The sequence below is a fragment of the Staphylococcus sp. CWZ226 genome, assembly GCF_018986355.1.
Taxonomy (GTDB): Bacteria; Bacillota; Bacilli; order Staphylococcales; family Staphylococcaceae; genus Staphylococcus; species Staphylococcus simulans.
Window position 1 is genome coordinate 25,028 of record NZ_JAHMSB010000007.1, and the last position, 16,760, is coordinate 41,787.

The window sequence follows — 16,760 nt, forward strand, 5'->3', positions numbered from 1 at the left end:
TTTCGTTATAACTTAAACTTGAAAGATATTATTAAAGGCTTCAGCCATTGTAGGGTGTGTATAAATATTGTTGGCTAATACTTCTGCTGGGATGTTTTGATCAATCGCTAGTTTAACAAGGTTGATAATTTCCTCAGAGTTACGACAATACAGTGTCGCACCAAGTACTAAACCTGATTGTGCATCTATGACTGCTTTCAACATACCACGTGCATCATTATTTACTTTATGACGTGGGATATTCTTAACCGCAAGATTTGTTTCGTGTACTTCATAACCTGCAGCTTGTGCTTCATCTTTAGTCATACCGACACGAGAGAAAGGTGGGTTAATGAACATAGAATATGGTACCACGCCGCGATTTTCTGTCGTACGTTTACCTTCACCAAAGATATTGTCTTTAATAATTCTGAAGTCATCGAGTGAGATATATGTGAATTGTAAGCCACCAGTAACGTCACCTGCTGCATAAATGTTTGGTACAGCTGTTTGTAGGTGTTCGTTAACTTCTATTTCACCGCGTTTGCCGACTTCGATATCTGTATGGTCTAAACCAAGGTCTGAAGTATTTGGATGACGACCTGTCGCAAGTAAAACAGCATCTGCTTCAAATTCGCCTTGTGATGTATGCACAATTGTACTGCGTTCTTGATCTTCAAAGCGTTGTGTTTCTACATTATAGACAATGTTCACACCATCTTGAATCAAATCTTCTTCAATAAGTTCAACAATTTCACGGTCTTCTTTTGGCAACAATGTATCGTGATGTACAAACATTGTCACTTTAACGCCGAAGCGTGCGAAGAGTGACGCAAATTCTAATGCGATATAACCTGCACCGACAATCACTAAATGTTCAGGTTTAAATGGTAAGTCCATAATTCCTGCAGAATCATAAAGGTGTTTTGAGTCTCCAATACCTTCTATGTTTGGGATAACCGGTGTAGAACCTGTATTGATTAAAATATCTTCAGCAGTTAAGACATCTAATTCTTGTCCTGCTTCATCTAATAATACGATTTCTTTATTAGATTTAAATTGCGCTGTAGCATTAATCACATCAATCCCTGGTGTATCTGCCAACATGTGATAGTTTTTGTTATTTAATGCGTCTACAACTTCACGTTTACGATCAAACGCACTCGCAAAAGAACTGCCTTCTAAACTATCATGTATTAATGTTTTTGACGGAATACATCCGACGTTGATACATGTACCGCCATACATTTTCTGATCTTTCTCTATCATTGCGACGGCTTTACCTTCACTCGCCGCAAACTTAGCTAACGTTTTACCTGCTTTACCAAATCCAATAATCACTAAATCATAATGTGTCATGAAATTTTCCTCCAAATTCTTAAATTGCTGTTAATGTTTCACGTAAAACTTCTTCAATTGTGAAACCACGATAATACTGCATCAGCAGTTCGTGTTCCTTCGCATGATGTTTAGCCATAGTATTCCCGATTTTTCGAGAAATCTCACAATGACTGGCAGAATTTCCTGTAAAAAGACGACCTTGTGTCCGTTCAGCAGTAAATAATTGAAACAAATCTGCTAAATCAGCTTTGGCTGTTTTAACATTAGCTTGATAGCCACCATATTTACCGCGAACTGTATCAATATAGCCTTGTTCCACTAACTTTCCTGTCACACGCCGTAATTGTACGGGATTAATACAAACTAACTCAGACAAAGCTTTACTTGAGAAACGTTCATCTGCATGTTTCGTTAAGAAAGCCAGCACATGTACCGCAATATTAAATTCTAAGTTCACCGTGTTCACCTTCTTAATGTAACTATTATAATTACATTTAACAATATTTTGAGAGAAAAATAAACAGTTTTGCTCATAATGGTTTATCAATGGGGTAAGACAGGTAATTATTCATAATAATAAAGTGAGTTATTTGATAAATAACATAGAAGATTGTGTAATGGACAAAGATTGTCCACTTATAACTGTATATTGAACTGTAGGAGATGGTAAACATGGATAAATCAACAAGAGTCTTGAATATCTTCACACGTTTGTTGAATGGGGAAACAGTTAGAAAATCAGATCTCTCTGATTTTGGGAATGTTAGTACGAAGTCGATTCAAAGGGATATTAGAACGATTAATGATTTTTTCTATGAAAGTGAATATTGGAATAATAGAAATACTGAGGTAGTACATAAAAAGGGCGGTTATGAATTAGTCACGCATTCTAACAGTTTAAGTGGTTTAGCACTGTTAGGGCTTATGGTAAAAATTAAAAGCTTAACGCCTATCTTGCATGTAGATGTGTATAACTTATTCAGAAGAGAAATACAGGGCATGCGTATTGAAGATAGAAAAGTTTTAAGTGAAATGTTGGATCATTTTAATAATCGAGATGAAACATTTCCAGGTGAAACTCTAATGTTAATCGAAAAAGCGATTAGTCAAAAATACTTAGTATGGATGAAATTCAAAGGACGTAATATTGAAGTGAAACCATTATCAACGATGTACATGCATTATGACTATTGGTTTACTTATGAATATGAAAAAACAGTTTATACCGAGCGCGTTCGTCTGATTGAAAATTTTATGGTTTCCAATCATAAGTTTGATGAAGTCAAAAGCAAAGAACTCGTCACGGTTGAAATTGATGAATCGAAAATGGCGTTGTTCCGCCAACAATATAAGATTGTCGAGGTGCTAGACCGTACACAGGATGGAAAAATCATAGTGAAAGTCGCTTGTACGGAATTAGATGCATACTATATTGCTTATCAAATGGCACCTTTAGCACGCATTTTAGAACCTCAAAAGTACATTGATAGCTTTATTGAGCGTATTAATCAAATCAAAAGTTGCTATGAGTAAACAAAAACAAAGCTAAGTAAACGGTAAGCAAGAAAGTTTAATAAAATGAAGATTTAAAAGTTATTATTTTGGAAAAACAAAAAAGATTGCATTACTGGACAATAATTGACCACCTAGATGTGTATAGTAAGATTTATTAAGTTTTTATTAGGATTGATTGAAGTATACAGAAAGGTGGAACATTGATGAATTTACAAGAAAAAAGTTTTATTGAATCACAAATCGCAAGCAAAGCAAAACAACCTGCGATTGCTTATGTATTATGGTTTTTCTTTGGAAGCTTAGGAGGACACCGTTTCTATTTCGGTAAAACGGGATCAGCTATTGGGATGATTGCATTAACATTATTAACAGCTTGGTTTACATTTGGTATTCCAACATTGATTTGGGTGATTGTGGATGCGTTCTTAATTCCAGGTTGGGTTGAAGCAGATAAAACAAGAGTAAGAAGAGAAGCAGAGAACGAAATACAATTGATGCAAGGTAGCCATTCATAAGTTATCTTTTATGGACAAGACAGCTACATAAAAGAAAAAAATAGAGTCAGTAGACGAATACCCCCTTACACACGATAGAGTAAGGGGGTGTTTTTATATAAGTATGCTTGAAGAAAGACTCCATACTTGAATAACTAAATTGTTATTTTAGTGCGATGTAATCTTTCTTCAATGACATCAATACGCATTTCGATAATATCTTTTTCTGCTTTAAGTACTTTAAGGTGTGCTTCTAAAACATCTGAAATCTGTGCTTTATTCTCGTTAAGTTGTTCAACGTAATACTTAATTTTCTTGAGTGGCATATTGAGTAAACTTAAGCATTGAATTAAGCTGATAATTTCTATGTCTGTTTCAGAATATACACGTTGATTATTTGCATTTCTTTCAATATTCAACAATAAACCATGCTTTTCATAATAACGCAATTTACTCTTAGAGATATGTTTCATCTCAGAAACTTCTTGAATGGAGTACTTTTTCAAACAAATCACTTCCCTTAAACCATAGTTTAACCTGTAGTCTATTGTATAGAAAATATATATGAGGTGAAAGTATGGAAAACTTTACTGATATTCTAAATAGTAGAAAGTCTGTAAAAGGGTTCGATCCGGAGTTTAAAATTTCAAAAGAAGAAATGAATGAGATATTGGAAAAAGCTGCGACAGCACCTTCTTCAGTGAATATGCAGCCATGGAGAGTTGCTGTGGTTGAAAGTGATGAAGCTAAAGCGAAATTAAGACCACTCGTTCAATTCAATACGAACCAGAACGACACATCCTCTGCGATGCTCGTTATCTTTGGCGACTTGCAATGCTATGAGAATGCAGAATATATCTATGATAGTGCAGTTGAAAAAGGTATGATGCCACAAGAAGTCAGAGACCAAATCCTGCCACTCGCAAAGAACGGTTATAAAAGTTTAACGCGAGAACAAATGAGTGACATTGTCAAAATCGATAGTAGTTTAATGGCTATGCAATTGATGTTAATTGCGAAACAACATGGTTATGATACGAATCCGATTGGTGGATTTGAAGCGGATCAAATTGGTGAAGCCCTAGGCTATCCATTAGAACGTTATGTACCTGTAATGATCATCGCAATTGGTAAACAAGCTAAAGCACCACGTGATTCATTTAGAATGCCAAATGAAAAATTTGTTGAGTTCCAATAAGAAGTATAAGCTGTCAGTGTAAAAACTGGCAGTTTTTTGTTATGTATGATCTATATAAAAGGAAGCGGATCAACCATTGGTCGATCCATTGCTTCCCATCATGCTATGTTCGTAAGACATGATGAACAGTTGCAACGAAGACATCTTTTGAATAAAAGTGCCTTTTATTGCCTCTGGGAGAGAAAGGCTTGATAACACCATCCTCTATCCACTCTTCGAGCAGACCTTGAGGATAGCCAGCCTCCACCAATTCGTCTTCGTCAGTAATAAGTTGATCCCAAGCGAAATTAATATCCTCAAGATCTACTGCACTATCAGAAGCTTCAAATTGTTCCACTATATCACCCTTTCTGCATCGATATAAGTATGGATTATAGGGCTTAGCGGAAGAGGCCTGTTTGCACAAATCTCTCCAATATACGGATACCCATTTTTATTATTATTAATTTGAAAATAACCTTTTCATTTAAAATTCTACTTATAATTATATTGTTTTAGTTTTGAAATAAGGTTTGACTAGTGTGGCTATTTCTTCAACTTTAGTTGTATAATCCTCATCATTTTTAGTAACTGATTCAATAACAATACCTAGAACTGCACTCGTTAAGAAAACTAAGATAGTTTGAACTGAGATGTTGTGCATTTGTAAGTAAGCATGATTAAGTTTAGGCTCTACTAGTTCAGTAATGACAGAACCTAGTCGTGTAAGAAATAGATTAGAGACTGGACTTTTATAAAGTTTTATAAAAACAACCTTATTTTTATGAATAAAGTTAAAGCCATTCAGTATGCCTTGTTTGAAGTTTTCAGGCGTACTTTCTGAAGCGGCTTGGCGCATTGCTTGGGTATAGTCATTCATAATTTCATCTATCACTTCAAATTTGTCTGAAAAATGATTGTAGAATGTACGTCTACTAATACTTGTTTGTTCACAAATCATAGTTACAGTGATGGTTTCAAAAGAGTGTGTATCTAAGAGGCCTAATAAAGTAGATTTAATTTGTTCCATTGTATACTTTGTTCTTTTATCCATGTTTATCCTCTTTCTGCACAAATTGTATATAAGTGTGCAGAACTTTCGAGTAAAGTTCTGCTTTAGAATTCATTCCCTCATATAACCAGTCTATAGTTGAGATTACAAGTTTTCATTATAACGTAATTTCAAAAGAAAAAGGGAGGAATTCATAATGAAAGTAGCCGTTTGGTATGGCGAAAAAGATATTAGAGTTCAAGAGAGACAATTAAAAGAAATGAGCAGTGATGATGTCAAAGTGAAAGTAGCTTGGGCAGGTATTTGCGGTTCAGACTTGCACGCATATTTGCATCCAGACTCAGTACCGATGGAGAGAGGGACTGTGCTTGGACATGAATTTTCAGGTGTAGTAGAAGAAGTAGGTTCAGATGTTACAGAGCTTAAAAAAGGCGATCGTGTTTGTATTTATCCGATGATGTTCGAAGATCAAGAGAATGCATTATATGAACGCTTTGTTACTTTAGATGCGGTTGGTGCACAGATTGATGGAGGATTTGCTGAATATACAATCATTCCACAGAATTCTGTATTCAAAGTACCAGAAGAGTTATCATTAGAACGAGCAGCATTGGTAGAGCCGGCATCTGTTGCGTATCAAGCTGTTAAAGATGCTGGAATTAAAGAAGGGGATATTGTGACTGTCTATGGTGCTGGGCCAATCGGTCTGTTCTCTATTGCGGCCGCAAAAGCACAAGGCGCAAAGCAAGTAATCGCAATTGATATTGCTGAAGAACGTTTGAAAATAGCTGAAGCAATGGGTGCAGATACAACGATTGATTCTACAAAAACAAATCCAGTAGAGGCCATTAGAAAAATGTATCCAGAAGGTGCAGATGTAAGTATAGAAGCAGCCGGTGTGGCAGATACATTTACACAATCTATTCAATCTACACGTGTAAGAGGCACAGTCATGATTGTAAGTTTCCACACGCAAAGTTTAGAATTCAATGTACCGCAAAACTTATTGTTTACGGGTGTAAATATTATGGGTTCTGTTGGATATGGTAATGACACATACAATCAAGTTATGAATGAATTAGCTTCCGGTGCATTAGCGTCAGAACCTATCATTACTAGTAAAATCACTTTAGACCATATTAAAGAAGATGGTTTTGAAAAATTGATTCAAGATAAGTCGCAAGAAAAAATCTTAATCCAACTCAATACGATAGACTAAGTTCCTATTTATATAGTAATAAGTTCAAAGGAGGATGAGCATGTAATGCTTGTGCTCCTTTTTAATTAGTCTAAAATAATACATAAACGTTCAATAAAGAGGAAGGATCAAACAAATGAAAATAGGAGTCATTTCAGATTTACATATCGATCGCCCTTCTGATTATACTGAAGCACAATATACAGAACATTTAGCGCAGCTTGTTAAACAAGAACAATTAGATTTGTTAGTGATTGCTGGAGATATTTCGAATGATCATCAACAATCGTATATCTTCATCCAACAAATGGAAGTATTAACAGGTATAGATGTACGTTTTATTCCGGGCAATCATGATTATTGGTCAACAGATGGCACGTCTACACAAGTGATTCATGATTTCTTTATGAGTAAGCCGGAACAATTGATGAGCAATCCTTACATTATTAATGATGAATGGGCAATTGTCGGAAATAGCGGTTGGTATGACTATAGTTATGCAAATCCTAAATATAGCCTGGATTATTTAGAGCGCAGACGCTTTAAAGGTGCAACGTGGCAAGATAAAGTTCATGTTGATTGGGGAATGCCGGATAGAGAAGTATCTCGTAAAGCTGCTGAACTGGCAGAAGCGGATATGAAAAAGGTTCAAGGTAGAAATATTATTTTGATTACACATGTGGTGACGGATCCTAGTTTTAAAGTGCCGATGCCGCATCGTATTTTTGATTACTTCAACGCATTTATCGGAACTTCTGACTTTATGAAGTTATATCAAGACTATCCCATATGCTATAGTTTGATGGGACATGTTCATTTCAGAGGAAGTATCACAAAGGATAATATCCATTATAGTTGTGTTTCATTAGGCTACTTCAGAGAGTGGCGGACAAAAGATATTGATAAAGAAATGCGTCATGCATTACAGGTGATAGAAATATAAAGGAGATTATCATCATGAATGAACTGTTGTGTTTCATATGGAATATTTTAAAAATCATTGTGTTTGGTGTGTATTTTATAGTAGCAGTTGGAGCAATGCTGAAGTTGTATCTGAAATTGATAGATTTTTATAAGACGCATTTAAGTCGAGTATTTCTTGGAAGAGAAAATAGTGATAGTACAAGATGGTTGGTTTTAATTATTTCTATTACTTTAGCGTTTCTTTCCTTTATCTTAATGACATATATTATTGCGAAAGTTATAGGTAGTGGCGTACTTTTCCTATTCTTTTTAGCTGGTTTGTATTTTATATTTCGATATTATCAACAAAGTAAAGAAAACAATAAGAGTATGTAGTTAGTGTGATAGAGGAAGGAAGAGAAGCGGTTTTGAAATTGAAAATGTAAGGTAAATCCAGGGGTTATAAGGCTTTTGCGCACAAGAATCATTATTAAAATATCCGGAAATCAAGGGTTTCAAACATTTCAATATAGTAATAAAGAGATAACAAAGGAAAAGAAGAACGACGTTTTAACCCCGTCTTCACAGTACTTACAAGGTAGTAATATTTCAGTAACTATATTACATGCAAAATACATTTGTTTACAAAACAATTATACGCCTTTATTTAGTGTACTTCCCGTGTTACCTTTAGTCTTGTAATTTTGATTGAGAGAAAAACGAAAAACGTATTAACGAATCAATAAAATTTTTAAGGACGGGAGTTTACATGATGAATAAATTAGTAACAGCTACTATTGTAGGTTTGGGAGTTTCTTCAGTAGGATTTATCAGTCACCACGCAGACGCAGCTGAAAATAACCAAGTTGCACCGCAACAAACACAACAAGCACAACAGACAGCAGATCAGACTAAAGGTTATTCATATGGATCATACTTCACGAAAGATACACAAGGTAATTACCACCACACATTAGATGGCAATTGGGACCAATCAATGTTTGATAATAAAGAATATCAATTCACTATCGTAGATGAAGCAGGGGCAACACACTATTTCTATTTCCCACAAAGTTTATTAAACCCTAGCTACCAATACGATGACAATAACTATTCAGCAAATGCATCAAATTCAGATGTTCAAGCAAATGGTTATGACGTAAATGAAGCACCATCAGCAGAAGATATCGCAAACAATCCAAACAAAGCTTCAGAAAATAACGCAACTTATAACAACAATACATCAAACGCACAATACGAAAACACATATAACCAATCACAAGATAATACAACATATGCACCTGCACAAAACGCTACATCTGATGCAGGTACAGCACAAAATGTTGAAGCTACACAAGCACCAGCACCACAAACAACACAAGCTAATGCTGCAGCTCAAGGACAACAAGGCGGCGGTTCAACACAAGGTTCTGACCAAGCAGCACAAACATCTGGTGACAGTGCACCTTCTAACCAAGCAGACGGTGCAACAGCACAAGATGCAGGTTGGTTAACTAAACATCCTAAAATCCAACCATATGGTCAATATCACGGTGGCGGCGCTCACTATGGTGTAGACTATGGTATGCCTGAAAACACACCTGTTTACTCATTAACAGACGGTACAGTAACACAAGCTGGCTGGAGTAACTATGGTGGCGGTAACCAAGTTACAATCCAAGAGAAAAACAGCAATAACTATCAATGGTATATGCACATGAACAGCTTAAATGTACAACAAGGACAAGATGTTAGCGCTGGTGACCAAATCGGTTTATCAGGTAGCACTGGTAACTCAACTGCACCACACTTACACTTCCAACGCATGCAAGGTGGCGTAGGTAACCAATACAGTGTGAACCCAGACAGCTACATCAACAGCAGAGCATAATTATTAACTTATAGTTCGATATCATTAATCATATTTTATAACCTTTTCACGTTATCTCTGAAGCTTATTCGGAGATAACGTTTTTTATTTGTTTTAAATGAAAATACCCGACTTTAATGATTAGAATATTCAAAATACTATATGTTGTGGTAAACTATATATAATTGTAAGCGTTTGCTGACAGTTAAATTACAAACAAAAGGGGACACATCATGAATTTAGCATTATTAGGTTTTGTAATGATCATTGTCTTTATGGCTCTGATTATGAGTAGAAAAATGTCAGCGCTGGTAGCACTTATCGTGGTACCAGTAGTATTCGGATTAATCGGGGGATTTTACTCTAGTTTAGGAAAGGATATCATTGCGGGAATTACGACTGTTGCGCCAACTGGAATTATGTTGGTTTTCGCGATTCTCTATTTTGGGGTTATGATTGATGCTGGATTATTCAATCCAATTATCAGTGTGATTATGAAAGGGGTTAAGGGAGACCCTGTAAAGATTACAATCGGAACAGTCGCCTTAGCATCTATTGTTGCGTTAGATGGGGACGGTACTACTACATTTATTATTACTGTTACAGCGATGTTGCCGTTGTATAAGAAAATGGGTATGAATCCATATATTTTATCAACGCTTGCGCTATTAGCTATCGGTGTGATGAATATGACGCCGTGGGGTGGACCGACAGCACGTGCTATTTCAGCACTTCAGTTAACAACGGAGGAAGTATTCACACCTGTTATTCCAGTGATGGTCGCAGGGATTCTCTTTGCGTTTGTGGCTGCTTATATCTTGGGGAAGAGAGAGCGCAAACGTATTGGTATTAAGAACCATTTATCACTCACTTTAGAAGAAATGCATATTTCAAATGACAAAGATGAAGATGAACTTGCATTATTACGACCAAAATTAACAATTATTAACGCTGCTTTGACAATTACCTTATTAGTGGCATTGATTACAGATTTCTTACCGATTCCTGTACTCTTTATGCTTGGCTTTGCGTTAGCGTTAATTATTAACTATCCTCAACTAAAAGTACAATCCAATCTTATTAAACGCCACGCAGGAAACGTACTTGCGGTAGTGAGTTTAGTTTTTGCGTCAGGTGTATTTACGGGAGTTATGAGTGGGACGAAAATGGTAGACCATATGGCAAGTGCTTTAGTACATATTGTGCCAGATGCGATGGGGAATCATTTCGCATTGATCACTGCCGTGCTCAGTATGCCGTTCACTTACTTTATGGCGAATGATCCATTCTATTATGGTATCTTGCCTATTCTTGCAGAATCTGCACAACAATTCGGTGTTTCTAAAGCAATGATGGCGAGAGCGTCTATCTTAGGACAACCAGTTCATGTCTTAAGTCCTTTGTATGCGGCAGGTTACTTGCTTGTAGGTATGCTTGGTATAGATTATGGAACGAACCAAAAGGTTGTTTTAAAATGGGCAATCGGTTCTTCGGTATGTATGATTATTGTGGCAGGTATTATTGGGGTTATCGCATTCTAATTTCATAAATAAGTTTCTATGTTTTACGTGAAACTTTGAAGTACTTCAGGATAACTGAGGTACTTTTTTAGTTTTCTTTAACAACTTTACAGTTTCTTAAAACGTTTTATGTAGAAAATTATCAAAGTTTTAAATATAATTGAATTGTGAAAAAGATTTATCGGAGGAAGGAATATGGGGAAATACTGTACAACATGTAAAAATGCGTTACAGTCTAGTGAAGCTTTTTGTACTCAATGTGGTACACCTAGTCAATTTTCTCGTTCGGAGGTCATACATCAACAAAAAGATTATGGCAGAATTAAAACTTTCGTTTGGTGTAGTGTACTCGTATTAGTATTCTTAGCTCTGGTCGCTGGACTATTCTATGGTGTGTTGGCATTTTGGTCGAATCAAGTTGGTAAAGCACAACCTAGAGCGTCACATTTACCACCTACGCATAAAGTAGAGATTGATGTGAACTCACCAATGTTCAGTCAAGGTTACATGCATGCGCCTAATACAGAGGGGTATGAAGGTTTTGAAATAGGGGAAACCAAAAGTGCGATAGAGAGAGAATATGGTCGTGCAGAAGGTGCTAAAACAATTGATGGCAAGAAAGCTGAATTATATGGCAATATTGGTGTCAGTTATAATTCAAACAATCAAGTCAGTCATGTGTTTGTAGTACCTGGAAAAATGACAAAAGATGACTTCACAGATTTTCATAATGGACCTGATGAAATTTCAAATGGCAATTGGTATTACGATACAGATAAAGCCAACGGCTTTTCAATCAAAGTCTATACTTCAAAAAATGATATAGAAGCCATTGAAAACATCATGCAGAGATAGATTCAAAACAGTAGAAGTACGAAATAGTACATAAGATAAAGCGCCTGAACAAAAAGTTCATGGCGCTTTTTTAGCATCAAAGGTCAGACTGACGTTTGTCTGAAGTAAGAGATGCGGACGTCTTATAAACCTTGTAGTTATGCATTTTCACTAATATATTCGCAGACCTTATCGATTTGTTCGGAGAAAGATCCGTCGAATTTGTTTTCAAAGAATGCGCTGCCGATTGTGAATGCCCAAGGGTTCACTTTTTTAATCAAGTCCAGTTTTTCAAAGCTGTCGATACTTCCAGCAACACAAACAGGATAATCGGTTTGAGTGACAAATTGTTTAATTAATTCTGGTGGATTTTCAATGTGACGATAACCTAATAAATCAAAGCCATACACACCTGATTGAATATAACGTTCAGCTTGCTCTTTCATTTCTTGAAGTGTGCCTTTAAGTATAGAAGAGCGTTCTGAAATATGGCCGACAAACGGCATATATTTAATATTATGTTTTTGGCAAAACTGATTCACTGATTCGAAGTAAACAGTACCCATTAAAATATCACAGTTACAATCTAATGCTAACTGTGCCCCTTTGATACATTCAGGTTCTGTATATTCAACAACTTCAAGAATAGTTGTCTTATTATGTTGTTTCATAAATCTAAACAGTTCTATCATTTGTGCTTTAGGTAATCCACTATCTTTAAATCCCCAATAATTGGCTTTAGTATGTTTGCATGCCTCAAATATTTCATGTGCATTTTCAACTGTATAATCGTTGTGTGTCAACATCACAATCAACTCACTCTTCCCCAATTCCCATCAGCTCCCTCGGTTTTTGTTTCAATCAGATTAACACAATATATTAACTATTACAATTTATTTTTTGGTTTTTAAGACATTACAAACTGTAAAAATATATAATTCAGTTGTTAACATTAATATTGCGTTGACTTTGATATGTCATTCACTTACACTAATCCATATAATTATTTTTAATTTATTAAATTGAGTAGATTTATTTAACCTGAGAATAGGATGTGACATCTTCGTGTTTAACTTTATATTTCCAAATGCATACGTAGATAATGTGTTTATGATTAATTATGAGAAAATTCAAAAATTAGGGTTTAAAGCTTTGATTTTTGACATCGATAGCACTTTAGTACCGCATGGTGCTGATACAACTGCTGAAGTTGATCAGTTATTTAAACATATTCATGAACTAGGCTTAAAAACATTATTGCTGTCTAATAATAGCGATGAACGTATAAAAGACTTCAATAGAAATATTCAAACGTTGTACATACCTATGGCTAATAAACCTAATAAAGCGAATTACTTAAAGGCAGTTAAAATGTTAGGTGTTGAGAAATCTGAAGTTTTATTGATTGGAGATCAAATGTTCACAGATGTTTTAGGTGCTAACCTATGTGGCATTCAAAGCATTTTAGTGAAGTATTTGTTGCACGAAGGTGAAACTAAGATTGGTAAGAAGAGACGCGTTGAACAAGTATTGTTAGGTCTATATAACTTAAATCATTATTATCCAAAAAGAATTACAGACATCATTAAAGAGGAGACGAAACCTATGCCCAAGAAACGAAAATTATTAAGTGAGATTCATCCTGTCTTTTATGCACTAGCTGAGAAAAAAGGGATTTTAAAACGTAATATTGATGACGCACGCGGACATAAAAAGTTTTCAAAAGAAAAAGAAGAGGCATTACTGCCCAATGTAGTTTCTTACAATGCATCTAACTTAATTAAAACAGGGCGAGGTATTGATCCTGTCTTACAAGAAAACAAAGCCTATAATATTGATTTGGCTGCTTCTAAAATCGATAAAATTGTCGTACATCCAGGAGAAGAATTCTCATTTTGGAAACTCGTAGGCAAAATTAATAAACAAAATGGTTACAGAGATGGTCGTGTGATTATCAATAATAAAATTCAAGCTGGCATGGGTGGTGGCCTATGTAACTTAGCTAACTCTATTCATTTGCTTATTTTGCATAGCCCATTAACTATTACAGAATTCCATAATCATTCTGATGCTTTGGCACCAGATCCAGGTAAACGTGTTCCGTTTGCGACAGGTACATCTATTTCATATAACTATGTAGATTACCGATTCAAAAATAAAACAAACCAAGATGTTCAACTGCATTTATGGTGTGCAGATAAGAAACTTCATGCAGAGTTAAGAAGTGAGGAAATATTCCCTTGGGAATACAGATTAGTAGAAGAAGACCATCATTTTGCTAAAGAAGGCGATAAGTACTATAGAATCTCTAAAATTTATAAAGAGACAGTTGATAAACAAACATCTAAAGTGCTTAAAAAAGAATTAGTTTTAGATAACCATTCAGAAGTTCTATTTGATTATGATTTGATTCCTCAAGATCAAATTAGAAATGCTTAATGTATAAAATTATATAAAGTATAAGATAAAAAAGTTCCACTTATCTTATCGCAAGTGGAACTTTTTTATCTATATGAAACCCATTTGGGTGTTATGCAAATTGTGATATTAATCGATTCATTAGTATTGTGATTATTTTTTACGTTTGATACCGATTTGACGACCAAGTTCTTTAGGTTGGTCTAATCCTTCTTTATCTACTAGTTCAGCATCTTGTTCAATATTTTGTGCGATGTCTTCAGGGAAGGGTGCTGGGCGACCTGAGTTTGTATCAATGCCCATTAACATGACTTCGTATGTGGCACATACATCTTGTGCTTGATCATACAGTGTCATGAATGCATGAAGACGTTTCGCATCATGATCGACAAGTTGTACAGTCACCGTCAAATTTTCATCTTTGTTAACTTCTTTTTGATACGTTTCATGATTTTCTAAAGTGAAGACTGTGTAATGACGGCGCTCGATTTCAGTTTCGCTTAAACCTAAGTAAGCGAGATATGCATCTGTCGCATTACTGAAGACGCGGTTGTATTCTGCGTCATTCATATGATTATTATGATCGAGCCATTCGTCTTTTACTGTCACTTGATACGTAAAGAGTTGTGTCATGAATTTATACCCCCTGTGATTGAGGTTGACGTTTCTTCATACCTGGTGTTTCAGTTGGCCAATATTCTTGTGCAAGTTTTTTCACTTTCACTAAGAATTCATTACGTTTTTGGTCAAGTTCTGACATTGTGTAACCTTGTGAACTTGTTTCGCATCCTTCTACAACTGCGTTGTATAAATCAGTTGTTAATTCTGGCGCAACTAATTTAGTCCAAGGTTTCTTAAGTGCTGGACCGAATTGTTTCAACATGTGACGCATACCGCCATTACCACCAGCTAAGTGGAATGTCATGAATGGACCATATTGTGCGTAGCGTAAGCCTGCTGCGTGAGTGAAGGCTTTATCTACTTCTTCAGTAGTTGCGATACCTTCATTAACGATGTGTAATGATTCACGCCATAAAGCTTCCATAAGACGGTCCGCAATGTGTCCTTCGATTTCGTTACGGACATGTAAGACGTCCATACCGATACCTTCATAAAGTTCTTCAGCTTTTACAACTGTGTCTTCTGCAGTTTCTTTACCTGGTACAATTTCAACTAATGGTAAGATATAAACAGGATGGAAAGGATGTGCTACAACTAAACGCTCTGGATGTTTTAATCCTTCTTGCAGTTCAGTTGGCATAATACCTGAAGTACTTGAACCGATAATTGCGTCAGGACGTGCATAAGTGTCGATTTCTTTTAAGACACTTGCTTTGATTTCTTCAACTTCTGGTACATTTTCTTGAATCAAGTCTGCATCTTTCACAGCTTCATCTAAGTGTGGTGTGAAAGTCAGATTATCTAAAGATGCACCTTCTGCTAATCCCATTTCTTCAGCGTATGGCCAATTTTGTTTGATTTGTGCCATCATTGCTTCTTGTGCGCCTTCACCTGGGTCAGTTGCGATCACTTCGTGACCATGCGCAAGCATGCGAGTGATCCAACCACTGCCGATAACGCCTGTTCCTACTACTGCAAATTTCATTTTAATTGTCTCCTTTTGGCTGAGTTAAATTGTATTTTTCACGCGCTTCTTGCGGTGTCATAGGTTCCATATCTAAACCTTTTAAGATTTCTACTGCTTTTTCTACTAGTTCTTCGTTTGTCGCTTTAACACCTTTTGATAAATAGATGTTATCTTCTAAGCCGACACGTACGTTGCCGCCGCGTTTCGCAGCTTCTTCTACTGTTGGCAACTGCATTTTACCGATACCGAATGCTGACCAATGAGCATTTTCTGGTAAACGTGTTTTGAAGTATTCAATCGTTTCTGCATCATTGTCTGCACCCCATGGAATACCTAGGCAGAATTGATACATTGGTTCACCTTCGATTAAACCTTCAGAAACTAATTGGTTCGCAAAACGGATATGACCGCTATCGAAACATTCTAATTCAGGTTTTACACCTGCATCTTTGATTAATTGTGCTTGACGGCGTAACCAATCTGTCGGACTGATATAAACCATATCTCCGAAGTTGACACTACCGCAGTCTAGTGTACAAATTTCTGGTAATAATTCTCCTACTGGCTCATGACGTTCATCTGGTGTTTGGATATCTGAACCTTCTCCGGCTTGGTAAGGGTTCTGCATATCTGGGAGGAAGTCGCCACCGCCGCCTGCAGTAATATTAATCACAATATCTTCATCTGCTTCACGGATTAAACGTACTGCTTCTCTATATAATTCAACATCATGGCTTACGCCACCTGTTTCTGGATCTCTTGCATGAATATGTGCCACTGTTGCGCCTGCACGTGCACATTTAATTGCGGCATCCGCAATCTCTTCAGGTGTTACGGGTACATGTTTATTTTTTTCTGTTGTGTCGCCAGCGCCTGTAATTGCTGCTGTTAACATTACTTTTTTCATGAAC

19 protein-coding genes are annotated in these 16,760 nt (G+C 36.0%); 10 read left to right on the forward strand and 9 right to left on the reverse strand.

All coding sequences use genetic code 11. From position 1 onward, the window contains the following. Positions 1 to 12: 12 nt before the first annotated feature. Positions 13 to 1,338 carry a hypothiocyanous acid reductase MerA gene (gene merA, locus KRR19_RS07155; RefSeq protein ID WP_002480216.1) on the reverse strand — a complete coding sequence of 442 codons (1,326 nt, stop codon included), beginning with the start codon at positions 1,336 to 1,338 and terminating at the stop codon, positions 13 to 15. A gap of 19 nt (positions 1,339 to 1,357) precedes the next feature. Beyond that, a complete protein-coding gene (gene hypR, locus KRR19_RS07160; protein ID WP_002480215.1) occupies positions 1,358 to 1,777 on the reverse strand; it encodes a redox-sensitive transcriptional regulator HypR in 420 nt (139 codons plus the stop codon). 215 nt (positions 1,778 to 1,992) lie between these two features. On the opposite strand from hypR, the gene KRR19_RS07165 reads away from it, so the two are divergent. Together KRR19_RS07165 and KRR19_RS07170 are read left to right on the forward strand one after the other, a co-directional pair. Next, entirely contained in the window at positions 1,993 to 2,853 is an 861-nt protein-coding gene (locus KRR19_RS07165; protein WP_002480214.1) for a WYL domain-containing transcriptional regulator, read from the forward strand. 185 nt (positions 2,854 to 3,038) lie between these two features. Continuing rightward, the gene (locus KRR19_RS07170; protein WP_002480213.1) at positions 3,039 to 3,350 is read left to right on the forward strand and encodes a TM2 domain-containing protein; all 312 of its coding nucleotides are present in this window, start codon (positions 3,039 to 3,041) and stop codon (positions 3,348 to 3,350) included. A 134-nt stretch (positions 3,351 to 3,484) separates the two neighbouring features. On the opposite strand, the gene KRR19_RS07175 is transcribed toward KRR19_RS07170, so the two are convergent. Further along, positions 3,485 to 3,835: a MerR family transcriptional regulator gene (locus KRR19_RS07175; protein ID WP_002480212.1), complete on the reverse strand. Its 351-nt coding sequence runs from the start codon at positions 3,833 to 3,835 to the stop codon at positions 3,485 to 3,487. A 71-nt stretch (positions 3,836 to 3,906) separates the two neighbouring features. Here KRR19_RS07175 and KRR19_RS07180 point away from each other — a divergent pair, with 71 nt between their 5' ends. Beyond that, on the forward strand, positions 3,907 to 4,527 hold the full coding sequence (locus KRR19_RS07180) for a nitroreductase family protein (RefSeq protein WP_002480211.1): 621 nt from the start codon (positions 3,907 to 3,909) through the stop codon (positions 4,525 to 4,527). Between the two features lie 103 nt (positions 4,528 to 4,630). On the opposite strand, the gene KRR19_RS07185 is transcribed toward KRR19_RS07180, so the two are convergent. Next, positions 4,631 to 4,864 (reverse strand): hypothetical protein, encoded by a 234-nt coding sequence (locus KRR19_RS07185; RefSeq protein ID WP_002480210.1) that lies wholly within the window; start codon positions 4,862 to 4,864, stop codon positions 4,631 to 4,633. A 147-nt stretch (positions 4,865 to 5,011) separates the two neighbouring features. After that, entirely contained in the window at positions 5,012 to 5,560 is a 549-nt protein-coding gene (locus KRR19_RS07190; RefSeq protein WP_002480209.1) for a TetR/AcrR family transcriptional regulator, read from the reverse strand. Positions 5,561 to 5,714: 154 nt separating this feature from the next. Between KRR19_RS07190 and KRR19_RS07195 the strand changes: the two genes are divergently transcribed. From KRR19_RS07195 to KRR19_RS07220, 6 genes are all read left to right on the forward strand, one after another. Continuing rightward, the gene (locus tag KRR19_RS07195; protein ID WP_216733558.1) at positions 5,715 to 6,737 is read left to right on the forward strand and encodes a zinc-binding dehydrogenase; all 1,023 of its coding nucleotides are present in this window, start codon (positions 5,715 to 5,717) and stop codon (positions 6,735 to 6,737) included. Between the two features lie 115 nt (positions 6,738 to 6,852). Then, positions 6,853 to 7,659, forward strand: coding sequence for a metallophosphoesterase (locus KRR19_RS07200; protein WP_002480207.1), 807 nt, complete (start codon positions 6,853 to 6,855; stop codon positions 7,657 to 7,659). A gap of 14 nt (positions 7,660 to 7,673) precedes the next feature. Continuing rightward, positions 7,674 to 8,015, forward strand: a complete 342-nt coding sequence (locus KRR19_RS07205; RefSeq protein ID WP_216733559.1) for a hypothetical protein — start codon at positions 7,674 to 7,676, stop codon at positions 8,013 to 8,015. Positions 8,016 to 8,388: 373 nt separating this feature from the next. Continuing rightward, positions 8,389 to 9,510: a M23 family metallopeptidase gene (locus KRR19_RS07210; protein WP_002480205.1), complete on the forward strand. Its 1,122-nt coding sequence runs from the start codon at positions 8,389 to 8,391 to the stop codon at positions 9,508 to 9,510. 212 nt (positions 9,511 to 9,722) lie between these two features. After that, positions 9,723 to 11,030, forward strand: coding sequence for a CitMHS family transporter (locus tag KRR19_RS07215; RefSeq protein WP_002480204.1), 1,308 nt, complete (start codon positions 9,723 to 9,725; stop codon positions 11,028 to 11,030). A 174-nt stretch (positions 11,031 to 11,204) separates the two neighbouring features. After that, a complete protein-coding gene (locus KRR19_RS07220; RefSeq protein WP_002480203.1) occupies positions 11,205 to 11,864 on the forward strand; it encodes a hypothetical protein in 660 nt (219 codons plus the stop codon). Between the two features lie 137 nt (positions 11,865 to 12,001). Here KRR19_RS07220 and KRR19_RS07225 read toward each other — a convergent pair whose 3' ends face one another. Then, a complete protein-coding gene (locus KRR19_RS07225) occupies positions 12,002 to 12,673 on the reverse strand; it encodes a hypothetical protein (RefSeq protein ID WP_216733560.1) in 672 nt (223 codons plus the stop codon). A gap of 235 nt (positions 12,674 to 12,908) precedes the next feature. On the opposite strand from KRR19_RS07225, the gene KRR19_RS07230 reads away from it, so the two are divergent. Beyond that, positions 12,909 to 14,282 (forward strand): YqeG family HAD IIIA-type phosphatase, encoded by a 1,374-nt coding sequence (locus KRR19_RS07230; protein WP_002480201.1) that lies wholly within the window; start codon positions 12,909 to 12,911, stop codon positions 14,280 to 14,282. Positions 14,283 to 14,414: 132 nt separating this feature from the next. Here KRR19_RS07230 and KRR19_RS07235 read toward each other — a convergent pair whose 3' ends face one another. Genes KRR19_RS07235 through KRR19_RS07245 form a run of 3 tightly spaced genes read right to left on the reverse strand, consistent with a single transcriptional unit; the run spans position 14,415 to position 16,756 of the window. Continuing rightward, positions 14,415 to 14,894 (reverse strand): thioesterase family protein, encoded by a 480-nt coding sequence (locus KRR19_RS07235; RefSeq protein ID WP_002480200.1) that lies wholly within the window; start codon positions 14,892 to 14,894, stop codon positions 14,415 to 14,417. 4 nt (positions 14,895 to 14,898) lie between these two features. Beyond that, positions 14,899 to 15,867: a 3-hydroxyacyl-CoA dehydrogenase NAD-binding domain-containing protein gene (locus tag KRR19_RS07240; protein WP_002480199.1), complete on the reverse strand. Its 969-nt coding sequence runs from the start codon at positions 15,865 to 15,867 to the stop codon at positions 14,899 to 14,901. 1 nt (position 15,868) lies between these two features. After that, positions 15,869 to 16,756: a beta-keto acid cleavage family enzyme gene (locus tag KRR19_RS07245; protein WP_002480198.1), complete on the reverse strand. Its 888-nt coding sequence runs from the start codon at positions 16,754 to 16,756 to the stop codon at positions 15,869 to 15,871. Positions 16,757 to 16,760 lie beyond the last annotated feature (4 nt).